The following is a 17,116-nucleotide window of genomic DNA, read 5'->3' as shown; positions in this document are numbered from 1 at the left end:
AACCGTGAATTTTTACTGCCTGTGCTGGCCCATTCGCGGGCTCGCCCGCTCCCACAGGTACTGTGCACCTGTTGAAATTGGCGCAATCCCTGTGGGAGCGGGCAAGCCCGCGAAGAGGCCAGTGCAGGAAGAATTCAGTCGTCGGTAGCCTTGATCGACTTGGGCGACAAGCGCAGGCTGCGCAAGCTGCGCTTCACGCTCTTCAGGTGGTTGACCAGGCTCGGCCCGCGCGCCATGGCCACGCCCATGGCCAGCACGTCGATCACCACCAGGTGGGCAATACGCGAAGTCAGCGGGGTGTAGATTTCGGTGTCTTCATGCACGTCGATCGCCAGGTTGACCGTCGACAGCTCCGCCAGCGGGGTCTGGCTGGGGCACAGGGTAATCAGGTTGGCGCCGCTCTCACGGACCAGGTTGGCAGTGATCAGCAGGTCCTTGGAACGGCCCGACTGGGAAATGCATACCGCCACATCACCCGGCTTCAGGGTCACCGCCGACATCGCCTGCATGTGCGGGTCGGAATAGGCTGCCGCGCTGAGCAGCAGCCGGAAGAACTTGTGCTGGGCATCGGCCGCTACCGCACCGGAGGCGCCAAAGCCATAGAACTCCACACGCTGCGCCTGGGCCATGGCGGTCACTGCCTGCTGCAGCGCCTGCGGGTCCAGGTGCTCGCGCACTTCCATAAGGGTGTGCAGCGTGGTGTCGAAGATCTTCAGGCTGTAGTCGGCGACCGAGTCGTCTTCATGGATAGCGAACTGGCCGAAACTGGCTCCCGCAGCCAGGCTTTGCGCCAGCTTCAGCTTCAGGTCCTGGAAGCCCGAGCAACCGATCGCGCGGCAGAAACGCACGATGGTCGGTTCGCTGATACCCACGCTGTGCGCCAGGTCGGCCATGGAGCTGTGCATGACGGCAGCCGGGTCGAGCAGCACGTGGTCGGCTACTTTGAGTTCCGATTTGCGCAGCAGGTGGCGCGATTGGGCGATATGTTGCAACAGATTCACAGGCTGGACTCGGTTATGATCGGCTGGCCGGGTTGTAGCTTTCTTGTAGTTATACTACATGGACGCCAACCCGCCCAGTTAAACGAACGTGGAGAGTGGTGGTTTGACTATTCCTTGCGACATTCTGGTCTTCGGCGGCACCGGCGATCTGGCCCTGCACAAATTGCTTCCGGCGCTCTACCACCTGTTTCGCGAGGCCCGTTTGAACAACGCCGTGCGGATCATCGCGCTGGCACGACGCAACTTGCCACGTAACGATTATCTCAAGCTTGCCGAGCGCCATTGCCGGGCACAGATTGCCCGCAACGACTTCGACGAAGAGGTCTGGCAGCGGTTTTCAGCACGAGTCGACTATTTCGCCATGGATGCTTCGCAAAGCGCCGATTTCGGCCGCCTGGCGCGCTACCTGGGCGAGCCCGGCGGCTTGACGCGCATCTTCTACCTGGCCACCGCTCCCAACCTGTTCGTGCCTATTGCCAAGCACCTGCATAACGCCGGCCTGGCCGACGCCGAAGCGCGCATCGTGCTGGAAAAGCCGATCGGCCACTCGCTGGAATCGGCTACCGCCATCAACGAAGCGATTGGCGCAGTGCTGGAGGAAAACCAGGTATTTCGCATCGACCACTACCTGGGCAAGGAAACCGTGCAGAACCTCATGGCCCTGCGTTTTGCCAACGCCCTGCTGGAGCCGGTGTGGCGCAACAACCAGGTCGACCACGTGCAGATCAGCGTATGCGAGACCTTGGGGGTAGAGAACCGCGGCGCCTACTACGACCGCGCCGGGGCGACCCGCGACATGCTGCAGAACCACTTGCTACAGCTGCTATGCCTGGTGGCCATGGAGCCCCCCGCGCAGTTTGAAGCCGAAGCGGTGCGTGACGAGAAGGTGAAGATTCTGCGGGCTCTCAAGCCCATCACTGGCCAGGATGTGCAGGACAAGACCGTACGCGGCCAGTATGGCGCCGGGCGCATCGGCGGCCAGGAAGTGCCGGCCTATTATTTCGAAAAGGACGTCGACAACGACAGTGACACCGAGACCTTCATCGCCATCGAGGCGCACATCGACAATTGGCGCTGGGCGGGCGTGCCCTTCTACCTGCGTACGGGCAAGCGCATGGCACGGCGCTCATCGCAGATCGTCATCCAGTTCAGGCCGGTGCCCCACGAGCTGTTCAACGGTGGCCAGGTCAACCAGCTGCTGATCCAGTTGCAACCGGACGAACGCATCAGCCTGCGCATGATGACCAAGAGCCCGGGCAAGGGCATGCGCCTGGAACCTGTAGACCTGGATCTGAACCTGGCCCAGGTGTTCAGCCAGACCCGCCGCTGGGACGCCTACGAGCGCCTGCTGCTGGATGTACTGGAGGGTGACTCGACGCTGTTCATGCGCCGCGATGAAGTGGAAGCGGCCTGGGCCTGGATCGACCCGATCATCAAGGGCTGTGAAGAGCACTTCCAGGCACCGCGCCCGTACCCGGCAGGCAGTAACGGGCCGGAGCAAGCCAACAGCCTGCTGGCCAGGCACGGCAGGCACTGGCATAGCTGAAGCACTGCCCTGCTCCCGTGTCAGGCGAAAGGGCAGAAAGTAGCCCCAGCGCGCTGGCGCTACTTTCAACCCTAGACAGGAGCAGACAATGGCTACTATCACCAACCTCGTTGCAATCAACGACATCGCCCACGGCAAGCAGGTTTTCAGGGTTCATGGCACGGTTACGGTCGCCTCCCCGGCCATCGAACCGGTACTGGTCGAGCCCAAGGTGCGCCACAGGGGTGGCTGGGAAGTGCTGGAGCTTCAACTGCTGGATAGCGGCGCAATCACACCGCAGGTGCTGACGGAAAAAACCGTGGTCTTCGAACGTGCAGGCGGCACTGGCTGGAAAACCGTGGAGATAATCCATGCCGACAGTTCGCAGCGCTGCGAAATTCGCACCATCGAGGCGATTGACTGAGCCGCTGCCGGCCAGGTCGCCCGAGCGGTGGCCTGGCACCTGCCATCAGCTCGATGAACGGGCATGCGGCAGGTGAATATTTATACAGTGGAGGTTTGCCCCATTTCCTGCCGCGCCCTAGAATGGCCCGATGCGCACAGACGACCTCTCCCTCCTGCTGAATTCCCTCAACGATGCCCAACGCCAGGCCGTAGCGGCCACGCTCGGGCGTCAACTGGTGCTTGCTGGCGCCGGTTCCGGTAAAACCCGCGTGCTGGTGCACCGCATTGCCTGGTTGATCCAGGTGGAGCAGGCATCGCCGCACTCGATCCTGTCGGTGACCTTCACCAACAAGGCTGCGGCAGAAATGCGCCAGCGGATCGAGCAACTGCTGGGCATCAACCCGGCAGGCATGTGGGTCGGCACCTTCCACGGCCTGGCCCATCGCCTGCTGCGGGCCCACTGGCAGGAAGCACGGCTGGTGCAGAACTTCCAGATCCTCGACAGCGACGACCAGCAGCGCCTGATCAAACGGGTGATGCGCGAGCTGGGCCTGGACGAGCAGAAATGGCCGGCACGCCAGGCCCAGTGGTTCATCAACGGGCAGAAGGACGAAGGTCTGCGCCCACAGCATATCCAGGCCGGGGGCGACCTGTTCCTGTCGACCATGCGCGACGTCTATACCGCCTACGAGCAAGCCTGCGAGCGCGCCGGGGTCATCGACTTCTCCGAGCTGCTGCTGCGCGGCCTGGACCTGTGGCGCGACCATCCGGGCCTGCTGGAGCACTACCAACGGCGCTTCCGCCACGTGCTGGTGGACGAGTTCCAGGATACCAACGCCGTGCAGTACGCCTGGCTGCGCCTGCTGGCGCGCGGCGGTGACAGCCTGATGGCGGTGGGCGATGACGACCAGTCGATCTACGGCTGGCGCGGTGCCAAGATCGAGAACATTCACCAGTACACTGCCGACTTCCCCGACGCCGAAATGATCCGCCTGGAGCAGAATTACCGCTCCACCGGCGGCATCCTCAAGGCTGCAAATGCGCTGATCGCCAATAACAGCGGGCGCCTGGGCAAAGAGCTGTGGACCGACATGGGTGAAGGCGAACCGCTGACCCTGTATGCGGCCTACAACGAGCATGACGAAGCGCGCTACGTGGTAGAAACCATCGAGAGCCTGGTCAAGCAGGGCAATGCACGCAACGAGATCGCCATTCTGTACCGTTCCAACGCCCAGTCACGGGTGCTGGAAGAAGCACTGCTGCGCGAACGCATCCCCTACCGCATCTACGGTGGCCAGCGCTTCTTCGAGCGCGCGGAAATCAAGAACGCCATGGCTTACCTGCGGCTGATCGAAGGCCGTGGCAACGATGCCGCCCTGGAGCGGGTGATCAATGTGCCGCCACGTGGCATTGGCGAAAAAACCGTCGAAGCCATCCGCGAGCACGCCCGCCACAGCCAGCTGTCGATGTGGGAGGCCATGTGCCAGCTGCTCGCCGCCAAAGCCCTGAAAGGCCGCGCCGCCAGTGCCCTGGGTGCGTTCATCGAGCTGATCGAGGGGTTGGCTGCCAAGGTCGTGGACATGCCACTGCATACCATGACCCAGACCACCATCGAGCAGTCCGGGCTGATCATCTATCACCAGGAAGAAAAAGGTGAGAAGGGCCAGGCACGGGTAGAAAACCTTGAGGAACTGGTCAGCGCAGCGCGCAACTTCGAGTCCACCGACGAAGACGCCGACCTCTCGCCACTCTCGGCATTCCTCGGCCACGCCTCGCTCGAGGCAGGCGATGCCCAAGCCGACGAGCATGAAGACAGCGTCCAACTGATGACCTTGCACAGCGCCAAGGGCCTGGAGTTCCCGTATGTGTTCTTGGTGGGCATGGAAGAAGGCCTGTTCCCGCACAAGATGAGCCTGGAAGAGCCTGGCCGTTTGGAAGAGGAACGCCGCCTGGCTTATGTGGGCATCACCCGCGCCATGCGCCAGCTGGTCATGACCTACGCCGAAACGCGTCGCCTGTATGGCAGCGAGACCTACAACAAGGTTTCACGTTTCGTACGCGAAATTCCGGCGGGCCTGGTTCAGGAAGTGCGCCTGTCCAACAGTGTCAGCCGCCCGTTCGGCGGTGCAAAGACGGCCACGAACAGCAACCTGTTCGCAAATGCCAGCATTCCGCAGACCGCCTTTACCCTGGGCCAGCGTGTGCAGCATGCGGTGTTTGGCGAGGGTGTGATCCTGAACTTCGAAGGCTCCGGCGCCCAGGCGCGGGTGCAAGTGAATTTTGCCGAAGGCAGCAAGTGGCTGATGCTGGGGTATGCCAAGCTCGAGGCTATCTAAAAGCCTGCGCAGGTCCTTGTAGGAGCGGCCTTGTGTCGCGATAGGGCCGCAAAGCGGCCCCACCATAGTGGCGTTGACGCTGATATCTTGGGGCTGCTTCGCAGCCCTTTCGTGACACAAGGCCGCTCCTACAAGTCCGTCAAAAGCACGTTGGAACACTCAGGCAAAAGCTAGAAACATTATGTCGCTGGTCATGTGCCCGGGAACCTGTGCACCATGACGCGCGTGCAATCCACAACAGGGGATATCCCATTTATGCAACGTTTTCTTAGCATCGCTCTGGCGCTCTGCGTCGGCCTGACGCTGAGCCTGGACGCCAACGCCAAGCGTTTTGGCGGCGGCAAGAGCTCGGGCTCCGCGCCTATTCACCAGACCCGCCAGGCCACGCCAACCACGCCTGCCGCCGCGCCGACCGCACCTGGCCGTGCCGCTCCGGCCGCCAGCGGTGCTTCGCGCTGGTTGGGCCCTCTGGCCGGCCTCGCCGCAGGCGGCCTGCTGGCTTCCATGTTCATGGGCGACGGTTTCGAAGGTTTCCAGATCATGGACTTCCTGATCGTGGCGCTCATCGCCTTCCTGGTGTTCCGCTTCATCGCAGCGCGCCGTCGCCAGCAGCAGCCACAAATGGCCATGCCGGGCCATGCGCCGATGCAGCGTGAAGCTCACGCACAGCCTGCCCAGCCATCGATCTTCGGTGGTTCGGCTGCACCTGCTGCCGCAGCCGCACCGGTGATCAACGCCCCGGCCTGGTTCAACGAGCAGAACTTCCTGGCTGCTGCCCGTAACCACTTCCAGGCGCTGCAGCAGCACTGGGACGCTAACGAGATGGACAAGATCGCCGAGTTCGTCACCCCTCAGATGCTCGAGTTCCTCAAGCGCGAGCGCGCTGAACTGGGTGATGGCTTCCAGTCCACCTATATCGACAACCTCGAGGTGCAGCTGGACGGTGTCGACGACCGTGCCGACCGTACTGACGCCACCCTGACCTTCCGTGGCGTGTCGAAGAACTCGCGCTTCGACCAGGGCGAAGTGTTCAGCGAAAGCTGGCACATGGTCCGCGCCCAGGGCGAAAACCAGCCTTGGCTGGTGGCCGGTATCCGTCAAAACGGCTAACCGCTGCGTGCTGCACAAAAAACCCCGGGCCTGCCCCGGGGTTTTTGCTTTTGCCAGAGTGGCCTACTAGGGTATAACGCGCAGCGTTGTCATCTAGGTCAGAGGAAGTGAACCGTGGAAGAAGTGATCGAGCAACTCCGTGAAGCCAATGAGCCAGTGCCGGTGCCCCTTGAGCTTCCCGATGAGGACCAGCTGGTCGAGATCGAAGAAGAGCTGTTCATCAACATTCCGTTCGTGTTCAAAGAGTTCCTGCTGACCGTCAGTGACGTGGTTTATGGCTCACTGGAGCCGGTGACCGTTACCGACCCACAGTCGCATACCTACCTGCCAGAAGTCGCCGCCAACGCCTGGGATGCCGGCGTACCACGTGACCTGATTCCACTATGCCAGGACGGCGACAACTACTACTGCGTCGAAGAGGATGGCACCGTGGTGCTGTGGGATGCCGAAGAGCAAATCGTCGGTGAAGACAGCTGGGAATCGGTGTGGCACTGGGCGCGGGATGTCTGGTTGGAGAGCTGATTTCGATCTCTGATCTGGTGCTGCTTGTGCCGGCCTCTTCGCGGGTTTACCTGCGTAGAGGCCGGCACAGAAATGGGAATTTATGGCCTAATGCCACTGGTATAGTTAAGATCGCCAGGCTTTCTGCGCATGACGACATCGCTACCGCTCCATCCCCTCGGACGACGGTGAAATCTTGCGCAGGGAGCATTGCCCCTTCAGTGCGTATTCTCGCGGCTGTTCTCCAGCGTCTCCAGCAAGGCAATCTGCATGCGCGTATGCACGCGGATAAACCAGCGCCACAGCAAGGCCACCACCACCGCAGCCACCACGGCAATCACCAACAGCAGCTCGCTGGTCGGCAGAATGCTCGCCGACAGCGCCGACAGCAGCAGGAAAATTACCAGCAGCGACAAAAGCGGGATTACCTCGGCAATCACACGGCGCACCCGCTGGGTATGCCGCCCGGCCGTTTCCGGCTTGACGCCCATCTCTGCCAGTAGCATCGACAGCGCCTTGAGCTTGCGATAGGCAGCAATCAGGAATGGCAACGACAGCAATAACGCTGCGCCCCAGATCAGTGCTTTCTGTTGGCTGACATCGCTGACCCACTCGCTGAGCCAGTTACCGATACGCCCGGCGAAATAGCCACCACTGAAGAAGATGGCGATCACCAGCGCCAGGTTCACCCCAACCTGCAACAGGATGCGCCGGATCATCGCCGCGAGCATAGCGCCCTCGCCCTGCGGCTGGATGCTGCGCAACCATTCGCCATACAACGACAGCACCCGCGCCAGACGGCTGGGCACTACCTTGCCCAGCTTGAGCGACAGCGGGTCGGCGGCACGGATCAGGTAGGGTGTCAGCAGCGTGGTGATTGCGGATACAGCCACCGCCACCGGGTAGAGGAAGTCGCTGGTCACCTGCAGGGTCATGCCCAGCGCGGCGATGATGAAGGAAAACTCGCCAATCTGCGAAAGCCCCATGCCCACTCGCAGCGATGTACGCCCGTCATTGCCGGCAATGAACGCGCCCATACCGCACGAGAGCATCTTGCCCATCACCACCGCCAGGGTAATGACCACGATCGGCCAGGCATAGTCGATCAGCACCTGGGGGTCGATCATCAGGCCGATGGCGACGAAGAAGATGGCGCTGAACAGGTCGCGTACCGGTTCGATCAGGCTCTCGATCTTCAGCAACTGGCGCGACTCGGCCATGATCGCGCCAATCAGGAAGGCGCCAAGCACCATGCTGTACTCGAGCTTCACCACCAGCAGGCAGAAGCCGAAGCACAGGCCCAATACGGTTATCAGCAGCATCTCGTTGCTTTCGAACTTGGCCACGTAGGCCAGCAGCCGCGGCACCAACAGGATGCCGACGACCAGCGCGACGATCATGAACAGCGACAGCTTGCCGACAGTGGAGAACACCTCGCCCGAGCTGACCGTACCGCTGACGGCGATGCCCGACAGCAGGGCAATGATGCCGATACCGAGGATGTCCTCGACGATCAGCACGCCGAATATCAGCTGGGCGAAACGCTCGTTCTTCATTTTAAGGTCATTGAGCGCCTTGACGATGATGGTGGTCGAGGAAATCGCCAGGATGGCGCCGAGGAACAGCGAATCCATGGTGTTCCAGCCGAACCAGCGGCCAATCTCGAAGCCGATCCAGATCATCAGCACGATTTCCAGAAACGCCGCGATGAACGCCGTGGCGCCTACCTTGAACAGCTTGCGCAGGCTGAATTCGAGCCCCAGGCAGAACATCAGGAAAATCACCCCCAGCTCGGCGAGGGTCTTGATGGTGTCTTCGTCGTGGATCAGGCCGAACGGTGGAGTGTGCGGGCCGATGATGAAGCCGGCGACGATGTAGCCCAGCACCACAGGCTGCTTGAGGCGGTGAAAGAGAATGGTGACCACGCCAGCAACCAGCATAATGACTGCCAGGTCCTGGATAAAGCTGATGGCATGCATGGCGTGATACTCCTTTTCTCGTCCGTTGCCGGGTGCCTGGGCAGACCGCTCCTCCGCCAAGGCAACCCTGAGCGAGCAGCAAGTACATACTGTTTTAATGCAGGAAAAGCCCATGTTGCATGGGTGTAGTCAGGTTAACATCGCACCCCGCCGCAAAAAGGCGGTGCAATATGCAGAAACAGATCGGCTGGAAAAGCGCCGGTGATGGCATGATCGGCGTGACGATGGAGCGTCAGCCAACGTCCCGTACCAGGAAGGCAAATTTCAAAAGAGGGGAACAGAAGTGTCTGCAGATAATGCCCCCCATTCGCCCGATTCAGCGCAACCTCACCGTGAGCACACTATGGAACCTGGAAACGCCCAGCTGAGCATGACCGTCCTGATGACCCCGGACATGGCCAACTTTTCTGGCAACGTACATGGCGGCACACTGCTCAAGTACCTCGACGAAGTGGCCTATGCGTGCGCCAGCCGCTATGCCGGCAGCTATGTAGTCACCCTGTCGGTCGACCAGGTGATCTTCCGCGAGCCCGTGCACGTGGGTGAACTTGTGACCTTCCTGGCATCAGTAAACTACACCGGCAACACCTCGATGGAGGTGGGCATCAAGGTGGTGACCGAGAACATCCGCGAGCGCTCGGTGCGCCATTCCAACAGTTGCTTCTTCACCATGGTCGCGGTCGACGACAACCGTCGCCCGGTGCAGGTGCCGCCGCGCCAGCCGCAAAGCAGTGAAGAAAAGCGCCGCTTCTTGCAGGGCCAGCAGCGCCGACAGATCCGCCAGGAGCTGGAAAAACGCTACCAGGATCTGAAAACCGACGCGATTTAAAGCGCCAGCAGCTGTGCCTCGAAGCGCACCCTTGGGTGCGCGATGCGGTCCTGGGCCCGCACCAGCTGCAGTTCATAGCTGGCACAGGCCTGGGTTTCCAGCAGCACTTCGTGTACCGCCGCAGCGGTGAATTCGAACGCCTGCACCCAGCTGTCGCCAAGCAGGGCTCGGGCCAGGAACAGGCCTGAAGTCAGGTCCCCCACCCCTACCGGCTGCCGCGGGAACGCCAGCAGCGGGCGGCGCAGGTGCCAGCTTTGCTCGGCGGTCACCAGCAGCATCTCGAACTGATCTTCGGCGCGTCCGGGGTAGGCCAGGTGCTTGACCAGCACCACCTGCGGCCCGCGCTGCAGCAGGCTGCGCGCCATGTTCACGCAGTCCTCCAGCGACTGCGCTCGGCGGCCACAGAAGCTGTCCAGCTCCAGCTGGTTGGGGCACAGGATGTCAGCCCTGGCGGCCGCCTCGTCGAGCAGGAACTCGCTGACTTCTGCTGGCACGATGCAGCCCTTCTCCGGGTGCCCCATGACCGGGTCACACAGGTACAAAGCCTTTGGGTTCACCGCCTTTATCCGCTCGACGCCGGCCAGAATCGCCCGACCTTGTTCGGCACTGCCCAGGTAACCGGACAACACCGCGTCGCAATGTCCCAGCTCGCCGATGTTGTAAATACCTTCCACCAACGCAGGAATTTGCGCAGGGGCAAGCACTTCACCCGCCCACTGGCCATACTGTGTGTGATTGGAGAACTGCACGGTATTGAGCGGCCACACGTTGACCCCGATGCGCTGCATGGGAAACACCGCGGCGCTGTTGCCGGCGTGGCCGAACACCACGTGGGACTGAATGGCGAGCAAGTGCGGGGTACGTTTCATGCGGGAGGTTTCCAAAGCTGTTTCAGGGATTGTGCGCAACGCAGTATGAACTTGATTGCCACCTGTACGACAGGCCAGGGACGCAGTTAAGCTGGATCGACCTGTTTGGAGCATATGCAAATGTTGACCCTGGAAAACCTCTTCGTCCTGATGCTGGTCGCCACTGCAGGCGCCTGGTTGTGGCACAACCATGGGTTGCGCGAGAAAGCCCTCGAACGGGTCAAACAGCATTGCGCCAAGCTCGACCTCGAACTCCTCGACGACGCGGTCGCGCTCAAGCGAATCGCCTTTGTCCGTGACGCCAACGGCCGCAAGCGCCTGGCGCGCGTCTACGCCTTCGAGTTCACCGTCACGGGCGAACAGCGCCACCCCGGTACCGTGACCCAGTTCGGCGCCCACAGCGTGCAGATAGAACTGGCGCCCTACCCGTTCGAGATCAAGACCCCACCGCGCACCGACAATGTCATCGAGATGCAGCAGTGGCGCCAGGAGCACAACCGCTGGCGCAATTGATCAGCTGACACGACATTCGCTCAACCCGGCCTGCAGCACTGATTGCGATTGCGGCTGGTCGAAAATCAGCTCGATACGCGTATCCCTGCGCCAGTCGCTGGGCTGCCAGGCGGGCATGCCCCCATTCAGGCCATTGAACGACTGCCAGCCCTCCACGCTGTGGATAACCCCCTTGGCGCGCCGCCATGGCCAAGTGCGCAAGAATGCCTGCAGCCGTTGTGGATAAAACTGCTGGCCAGGGTGCCATCGCCAGCCAATGCTCCAACCCCCATCTCCCTGCTGGGCAAGACAGATAGGCTGGCCGGGATCAGCCCATAGCGCCGGTGGACTTAGAAGATTGTCGGTAATCCTGTTATCCACAACCAAGCTGTCGACCATGCCATGGGTTACATCGGGAAGGTCCGACAAGGGCAGCTTCCCTTGTACGGTCCAGAATATTTTCTTCCCGGATAATTTATTATTTATCAATGACTTATATTTTTCATCCACAACCTCGGATTTGTTCAAGACAATCCAATCAGCAGCATCGAACGCCTGCCGTTGAGCCTTCGGAAGCTGCTCGTTCCGGACCATGGACTGTGCGTCCACGACCATCAGTAATGGCTGTATTTTCAGCACGCCAGCCCAAGGAGGTTGTTGCAACTGAGCAAGCAACTGCAAAGGATGACCCAGCCCGGACGGCTCGATGAACAGCCGGTCAGGGCGGGACTTGCGCAGCAGTCGACCCAGGCCCACCTGGAACGGCATACCATTGACGCAGCACAGGCAGCCACCTGCGACCTCACCGATGGCGATGCCGTCCTCGTCACGGCTTAGCAAGGCCGCATCCAGGCCTACCAGGCCGAATTCGTTGATCAATACAGCCCAGCGCTCATTGGCCGGGCGCTGGGCCAGCAAATGACGGATCAGGGTGGTTTTGCCGGCCCCCAGCGGGCCGGCAATCACGTGAGTTGGAATGTTCTGCAACATGGGGCGGCTTCGGGCGATGTTGATGCCTCACTATGCGCCGTCAGGCCAGCCAGTCAAGGCTGAGCAGCAGGCGCCCCAGCTGCCCCGAGGGCGAACGATGCACCAGGCCCGCACCTTCGTTGCCCTGCCACTTTTCACCTTTGAGCACCGCCACGTCGCCAGATTGCAAGTGCTGTACGTTATCCACAGGCGGCACTGCTGTGTGTAAGTCACCCCGAGGGCTCGCGTCCTCTTTCAACCACTCGCTACCTGGGCCAGCGTAGGTGGTGAGCAGGCGCAGCGGAACGTTATCCACATGGAAGCGCGGGCACATGGGACCTGTCAGTACCCGCAGGCGCAGACCGACCCGCTGCGCACCCACCAGGCAGGTATAGGCCGCCACCAGCCAGGCAACATCCGACACGAATGCCTCATAGCCGTGCAAGTCGGCCGCTTCGCGCAAGAGTTCGGTGAATACCGGCATGCGCTGCTCGTCCACATCGATGATGCGGTGGTCAGCCAAGGGCTGGCCAAGGCTGACCACCAGCGCGGCAAAGTCCTCCAGTTGTGGCGGCAGACGTCGTCGCCATACCGCCAGGTTCACGCCATCCTGCAGCACATCGGTCAGTACCTGCGGTGTCTCGCCAAATACCTGGAAAATATCCACAGGCTTGCGTGCAGGGTTCATGCTGCGGCCTCCTCATGCCATGGACCAAACGGATCGGGCAGGCGCAACCAGCCCATGTGCCCCAGCTCCATTTCCTGATCGGTCAAAAGGCATGCATCGAGTTCTGTGGATAATTTTTCGAAGTCGATATTCTGTCCGATGAACACCAGTTCCTGCCGGCAATCACCGCTCTCGGCAACCCAGTTCTTCAAGATTGCGGCAGTGTTATCCACGTCCTGTGGCCACTGCTCGCGCGGCACGAAACGCCACCAGCGGCCCGCCAGGCCATGGCGCATCATGCCGCCTGCCTGCGACCAGCTTCCGGCTTCCTGGTATTTGCTGGCCAGCCAGAAAAAACCTTTCGAACGCAACAGTCGGCCATTGCTCCAGGGCGTGTGGATAAAGTCGAAAAAGCGCTGTGGATGAAGGGGCCGCCGGGCCTGCCAGGTGGTGGCGGCAATGCCGTACTCTTCGGTTTCCGGCACATGCTCGCCACGCAACTCCTGCAGCCAGCCCGGTGCCTGGGCAGCCTGGTCGAAGTCGAACAGGCCGGTATCGAGGATGCGCTCCAGCGGTACCCGGCCCATGACCATGGGCACGATCTGTGCCCGGGCATTGAGGCTGCGCAGAATGGCCATGAGTTCTTCGCGCTCGTGCTGGCTGATCAGATCGATCTTGCTCAGCAACAGTACATCGGCGAACTCGACCTGTTCGATCAGCAAGTCACTGATCGAGCGCTCGTCCTCCTCACCCAGGGTTTCGCCGCGGCTGGCCAAGCTGTCTGCTGCCTGGTAATCACGTAGGAAGTTCAGCCCATCGACCACGGTGACCATGGTGTCCAGGCGCGCCATGTCGGACAAGCTGCGGCCCTGTTCGTCCCGGAAGGTGAAGGTCTCGGCCACCGGCAGTGGTTCCGAGATCCCCGTGGACTCGATAAGCAGATAATCAAAGCGCCCTTCTTCGGCCAGCCTCGCGACTTCCTCAAGCAGGTCTTCACGCAGCGTGCAGCAGATGCAGCCATTGCTCATCTCCACCAACTTCTCCTCGGCACGGTTGAGGCTCACGTTGCGCTGCACCTCGCTGGCATCGATGTTGATTTCGCTCATGTCATTGACGATGACCGCAACCCGCAGGTTGTCGCGGTTACGCAGTACATGGTTGAGCAAGGTGCTCTTGCCGGCGCCAAGGAAGCCGGACAGCACGGTGACAGGGAGACGGTTGGACATGGCGAAACCTCTTCAGGCGAGCGCATTCGAAACGATGCATTGCACAATGTTATAAAGTAACAATACAATTTCGCCAAGCCGTTCTCGATGGACGCGTGCTCCTCCTCTGTTTGGAATGCCAAATGACCCAGCTCAAGCTCCCCGACATTGCCGCACAAACCCAGGAATACGCCTTGCCTTTGAACTGGGTGGGCATGTGCGGGATCGCCCAACCTGTGCAATTCGAAGGGCGCACAGCAGCTGCTACTGTCGACGCAGGCGTTAGCCTGGTAGACGGAAGCTCACGCGGCATCCATATGTCACGGCTTTATCTCGCCCTGGAGTCTTTGGAGCACCAACCCCTGTCGCCGCTCACAATACGCAAACTGCTGGCTGACTTCCTGAGCAGCCACGAAGGCCTTTCTTCCGCAGCCTATTTGCGTCTGCGCTTCGAGCATCTGCTGAAAAGACCTGCTTTGATCAGCCCATTGGAAGGTTGGAAAAGCTATGCCGTCGCAGTCGACGCAAAAATCGAAAATGAAATGTTCCACGTGGAACTATCCGTTTCCGTCCCTTACTCCTCGACCTGCCCGTGCTCGGCCGCACTTGCACGTCAGCTGATTCAGCAGCAGTTCCAAGCGCATTTCAGCGCCGAGCTGGTCGATAAATCAGCGGTTCTACAATGGCTTGGCAGCGCCGAAGGCATCGTAGCGACGCCCCATAGCCAACGTAGTTACGCGCAAATTCAGGTAAGGCTGCGCAGCAATCAGCAGGTTCTGCCAATCACCGAGCTGATCGACCGCATAGAAGCAAGCCTTGGGACAGCGGTGCAGACCGCAGTCAAGCGCGCAGACGAACAAGCCTTTGCCTTGGCCAACGGCCAGAACCTGATGTTCTGCGAAGACGCCGCGCGTCGCCTGTACAAGGCGCTACGGCAAATAGAATGGAGCACGGCTTTCAAGCTGCGCGTGGAACATGCAGAAAGCCTGCATGCCCACGACGCTGTCGCGGCCAGCCAGTGGCAATGGGACGTCAGCTGCGCGGCTTGACCGAGCCGCAGTCATTGCCCAACCACACGGCACGGGTGTTCATGCTGCCTTGCTGCTGTACACCCGACGCGTTGAACGTACCGTTGACCTGGGTAGTGAATTCCCGGTCACTGAGGAAAGTCGCCTGACCGCTGCCCTGCGCTTTGGGGCAGCTGAATTGAAACTTCCACACATTGCCGGTGCGATCGGTGATCTTCTGGGTACAGCCTGACTTCGGATCCTGCAGCGGGATATCGTTGGTTGCCACCTGTTCTGGCGTGAGGCACGAGCGCACCCCCTTACCCCCAACAGTCACCCCCTGTTTGGCCAGCACCCCTTCCATCATCGCGCGCTGCTCCGGCGGCAGGTTCTTCAACTGGCCGAGCATGAACTCCATGTCAGGTAACGGCTTGCCATCGACCTGCATGTTGCTGGTGGTCAGCTCCCACAAGCCAGGCTGCAACATCTGAGCATGCACCAGCGGGCTGCTCACACCTAGGGCCAACGCCAACAGTGGCAGACGAATCTTCATGGACGAACGCTCCTGAAAAAAAGCCGGCCAAGCGGGCCGGACTGAGCCTTAGACGCCAAATCAACCTGCAGGTTGCAAGGCGGACCGGGAACGTGTTCTGTTACTCAAGTGTACTCGGCAAGCAGGATGCATATGGACTACCACAGCCCCTACTTCTTCGGTTATCTACTCGGCCTGGTTCACCTGCTGGGTATTGTCGCCGCACTGCACGCATTGTTCACCGTGCGCACAGCCCAAGGCGCCATCGCCTGGGCAATGCCGTTGTTTTTCATCCCCTACCTAACCCTGATCCCTTACCTGATCTTCGGTGCGCGCTCGTTCTATGCCTACATCAAGGCCCGGCGCCAAGCTAACCAGGAAATGCATGTGGCCATGGCCAACCTCAACTGGCGGCCTTGGGTAGAAGAAGCACTTACCGCCCGTGAGTCGGAGAGCTATGCGGCGTTGCGTGCCATGCCCAAGCTCGGGCGCATGCCCTGTCTTGCCAATAACGAGGTGAAGCTGCTGATCGATGGCAGGGCCACATTCGACGCAATATTCGCAGCCATCGAAAAAGCCCGCGAAGTGGTGCTGGTACAGTTCTTCATCATCCATGACGACAGCGTTGGCAAAGCGCTGCAACAACTGCTGCTGCGCAAGGCCGCCGAGGGGGTGCAGGTGTTCGTGCTGTATGATCGCGTCGGCAGCCATGCCTTGCCGGCAAGCTACAGCCAACTGCTGCGCGACGGCGGTGTACAGATTCATGCCTTCGCAACCCGTCGTGGCTGGTTCAACCGCTTCCAGGTGAACTTCCGTAACCACCGCAAGATCGTGGTGGTGGATGGCCTGCTCGGTTTCATCGGCGGGCACAACGTGGGCGATGAGTACCTCGGTGGCCACCCGCAGCTCTCACCCTGGCGCGACACCCATGTGCAGATCAGCGGGCCGGTGCTGGCCTGCCTGCAGGAGTCGTTTGCCGAGGACTGGTACTGGGCCACACGCCAGCTACCGCCCCTGATTCTGCCGGACGCCTACCCGGACAACGGCGTGCTGTGCCAAGCCTTGGCCAGCGGCCCGGCCGACCCACAGGAAACCTGCTCGCTTTTCTTCCTTGAGGCGATCCATTCAGCCACCCGCCGCGTGTGGATCACCAGCCCGTACTTCATCCCCGACGAGGCAGTGTTCGCCGCGTTGCGTTTGGCGGTACTGCGTGGGGTCGATGTGCGAGTGCTGATTCCGTCACGCCCAGACCATCGCATCGTCTATGCCGCGTCCAGCCTTTTCGCCTTCGAAGCGGTACGTGCAGGTGTACGCATGTTCCGCTACCAACCGGGCTTCCTGCATCAGAAAGTGGTTCTGGTGGATGACGATGTCAGCGCGATCGGCAGTGCCAACCTGGACAACCGCTCTTTCCGCCTCAACTTCGAAATTACCCTGCTGACGGTTGACCGCGGCTTTGCAGACCAGGTCGAAAACATGCTGAACAATGACTTTGAACAGGCACGGGAAATTACCGCGGAGGACAGCCGTGATACTCATCGGCTGCAGCAACTGGGGATGCGGATTGCTCGGCTGATTTCGCCGATTCTGTGAAGCGTACGCGACCTCGCAAGATATCGCCGCCCTTGTGAGAGCGGGTTTACCCGCGAAGACGTCAGTAGCTGTACCGACGCATTCGCGGGTAAACCT

17 protein-coding genes are annotated in these 17,116 nt (G+C 60.9%); 10 read left to right on the top strand and 7 right to left on the bottom strand.

Annotated features, from left to right (window positions below):
• Positions 1-134: 134 nt before the first annotated feature.
• Positions 135-1,001 (bottom strand): transcriptional regulator HexR, encoded by an 867-nt coding sequence (gene hexR, locus CAF92_RS13165; RefSeq protein WP_011536461.1) that lies wholly within the window; start codon positions 999-1,001, stop codon positions 135-137.
• 103 nt (positions 1,002-1,104) lie between these two features.
• On the opposite strand from hexR, the gene zwf reads away from it, so the two are divergent.
• The 5 genes from zwf to CAF92_RS13140 all read left to right on the top strand — a co-directional run bounded on the left by zwf (position 1,105) and on the right by CAF92_RS13140 (position 6,899).
• A complete protein-coding gene (gene zwf / locus CAF92_RS13160; protein WP_085601080.1) occupies positions 1,105-2,547 on the top strand; it encodes a glucose-6-phosphate dehydrogenase in 1,443 nt (480 codons plus the stop codon).
• 88 nt (positions 2,548-2,635) lie between these two features.
• The gene (locus CAF92_RS13155; RefSeq protein ID WP_046615345.1) at positions 2,636-2,950 is read left to right on the top strand and encodes a hypothetical protein; all 315 of its coding nucleotides are present in this window, start codon (positions 2,636-2,638) and stop codon (positions 2,948-2,950) included.
• Positions 2,951-3,080: 130 nt separating this feature from the next.
• Positions 3,081-5,267 carry a DNA helicase II gene (uvrD, locus tag CAF92_RS13150; RefSeq protein ID WP_085601079.1) on the top strand — a complete coding sequence of 729 codons (2,187 nt, stop codon included), beginning with the start codon at positions 3,081-3,083 and terminating at the stop codon, positions 5,265-5,267.
• 255 nt (positions 5,268-5,522) lie between these two features.
• Positions 5,523-6,377 carry a Tim44 domain-containing protein gene (locus CAF92_RS13145; RefSeq protein WP_013974842.1) on the top strand — a complete coding sequence of 285 codons (855 nt, stop codon included), beginning with the start codon at positions 5,523-5,525 and terminating at the stop codon, positions 6,375-6,377.
• A 114-nt stretch (positions 6,378-6,491) separates the two neighbouring features.
• Complete coding sequence (locus CAF92_RS13140; protein WP_085601078.1) at positions 6,492-6,899, top strand: SMI1/KNR4 family protein; 408 nt, start codon at positions 6,492-6,494, stop codon at positions 6,897-6,899.
• 197 nt (positions 6,900-7,096) lie between these two features.
• Here CAF92_RS13140 and CAF92_RS13135 read toward each other — a convergent pair whose 3' ends face one another.
• Positions 7,097-8,857, bottom strand: coding sequence for a cation:proton antiporter (locus CAF92_RS13135; protein ID WP_085601077.1), 1,761 nt, complete (start codon positions 8,855-8,857; stop codon positions 7,097-7,099).
• Between the two features lie 170 nt (positions 8,858-9,027).
• Between CAF92_RS13135 and CAF92_RS27350 the strand changes: the two genes are divergently transcribed.
• Both CAF92_RS27350 and CAF92_RS13130 read left to right on the top strand, forming a co-directional pair.
• On the top strand, positions 9,028-9,225 hold the full coding sequence (locus tag CAF92_RS27350; RefSeq protein WP_158090601.1) for a hypothetical protein: 198 nt from the start codon (positions 9,028-9,030) through the stop codon (positions 9,223-9,225).
• Positions 9,201-9,686 carry an acyl-CoA thioesterase gene (locus tag CAF92_RS13130; protein WP_003260046.1) on the top strand — a complete coding sequence of 162 codons (486 nt, stop codon included), beginning with the start codon at positions 9,201-9,203 and terminating at the stop codon, positions 9,684-9,686. The genes CAF92_RS27350 and CAF92_RS13130 overlap by 25 nt, the downstream gene beginning before the upstream one ends.
• On the opposite strand, the gene pdxY is transcribed toward CAF92_RS13130, so the two are convergent.
• Positions 9,683-10,555, bottom strand: coding sequence for a pyridoxal kinase PdxY (pdxY, locus tag CAF92_RS13125; protein WP_085601076.1), 873 nt, complete (start codon positions 10,553-10,555; stop codon positions 9,683-9,685). The genes CAF92_RS13130 and pdxY overlap by 4 nt on opposite strands.
• A 120-nt stretch (positions 10,556-10,675) precedes the next feature.
• On the opposite strand from pdxY, the gene CAF92_RS13120 reads away from it, so the two are divergent.
• Complete coding sequence (locus CAF92_RS13120; RefSeq protein WP_015272369.1) at positions 10,676-11,068, top strand: DUF3301 domain-containing protein; 393 nt, start codon at positions 10,676-10,678, stop codon at positions 11,066-11,068.
• Here CAF92_RS13120 and CAF92_RS13115 read toward each other — a convergent pair whose 3' ends face one another.
• The 3 genes from CAF92_RS13115 to zigA are packed head-to-tail and all read right to left on the bottom strand — an operon-like array spanning position 11,069 to position 13,909.
• On the bottom strand, positions 11,069-12,037 hold the full coding sequence (locus CAF92_RS13115; RefSeq protein WP_085601075.1) for a GTP-binding protein: 969 nt from the start codon (positions 12,035-12,037) through the stop codon (positions 11,069-11,071). It lies immediately after the preceding gene.
• Positions 12,038-12,077: 40 nt separating this feature from the next.
• Positions 12,078-12,704, bottom strand: coding sequence for a DUF1826 domain-containing protein (locus tag CAF92_RS13110; protein WP_085601074.1), 627 nt, complete (start codon positions 12,702-12,704; stop codon positions 12,078-12,080).
• On the bottom strand, positions 12,701-13,909 hold the full coding sequence (zigA, locus tag CAF92_RS13105) for a zinc metallochaperone GTPase ZigA (protein ID WP_085601073.1): 1,209 nt from the start codon (positions 13,907-13,909) through the stop codon (positions 12,701-12,703). The genes CAF92_RS13110 and zigA overlap by 4 nt, the downstream gene beginning before the upstream one ends.
• 122 nt (positions 13,910-14,031) lie before the next feature.
• Here zigA and folE2 point away from each other — a divergent pair, with 122 nt between their 5' ends.
• Complete coding sequence (gene folE2 / locus CAF92_RS13100) at positions 14,032-14,937, top strand: GTP cyclohydrolase FolE2 (protein WP_085601072.1); 906 nt, start codon at positions 14,032-14,034, stop codon at positions 14,935-14,937.
• On the opposite strand, the gene CAF92_RS13095 is transcribed toward folE2, so the two are convergent.
• Positions 14,921-15,448, bottom strand: a complete 528-nt coding sequence (locus CAF92_RS13095) for a DUF3617 domain-containing protein (protein WP_015272374.1) — start codon at positions 15,446-15,448, stop codon at positions 14,921-14,923. The two genes, folE2 and CAF92_RS13095, sit on opposite strands and share 17 nt — an antisense overlap.
• Before the next feature lie 132 nt (positions 15,449-15,580).
• Here CAF92_RS13095 and cls point away from each other — a divergent pair, with 132 nt between their 5' ends.
• Positions 15,581-17,020, top strand: coding sequence for a cardiolipin synthase (gene cls, locus CAF92_RS13090; protein WP_046615337.1), 1,440 nt, complete (start codon positions 15,581-15,583; stop codon positions 17,018-17,020).
• Positions 17,021-17,116 lie beyond the last annotated feature (96 nt).

Source organism: Pseudomonas sp. B10(2017) (genome assembly GCF_002113295.1).
GTDB lineage: Bacteria > Pseudomonadota > Gammaproteobacteria > Pseudomonadales > Pseudomonadaceae > Aquipseudomonas > Aquipseudomonas pudica.
This window is presented reverse-complemented; position numbering and strand designations above follow the sequence as displayed.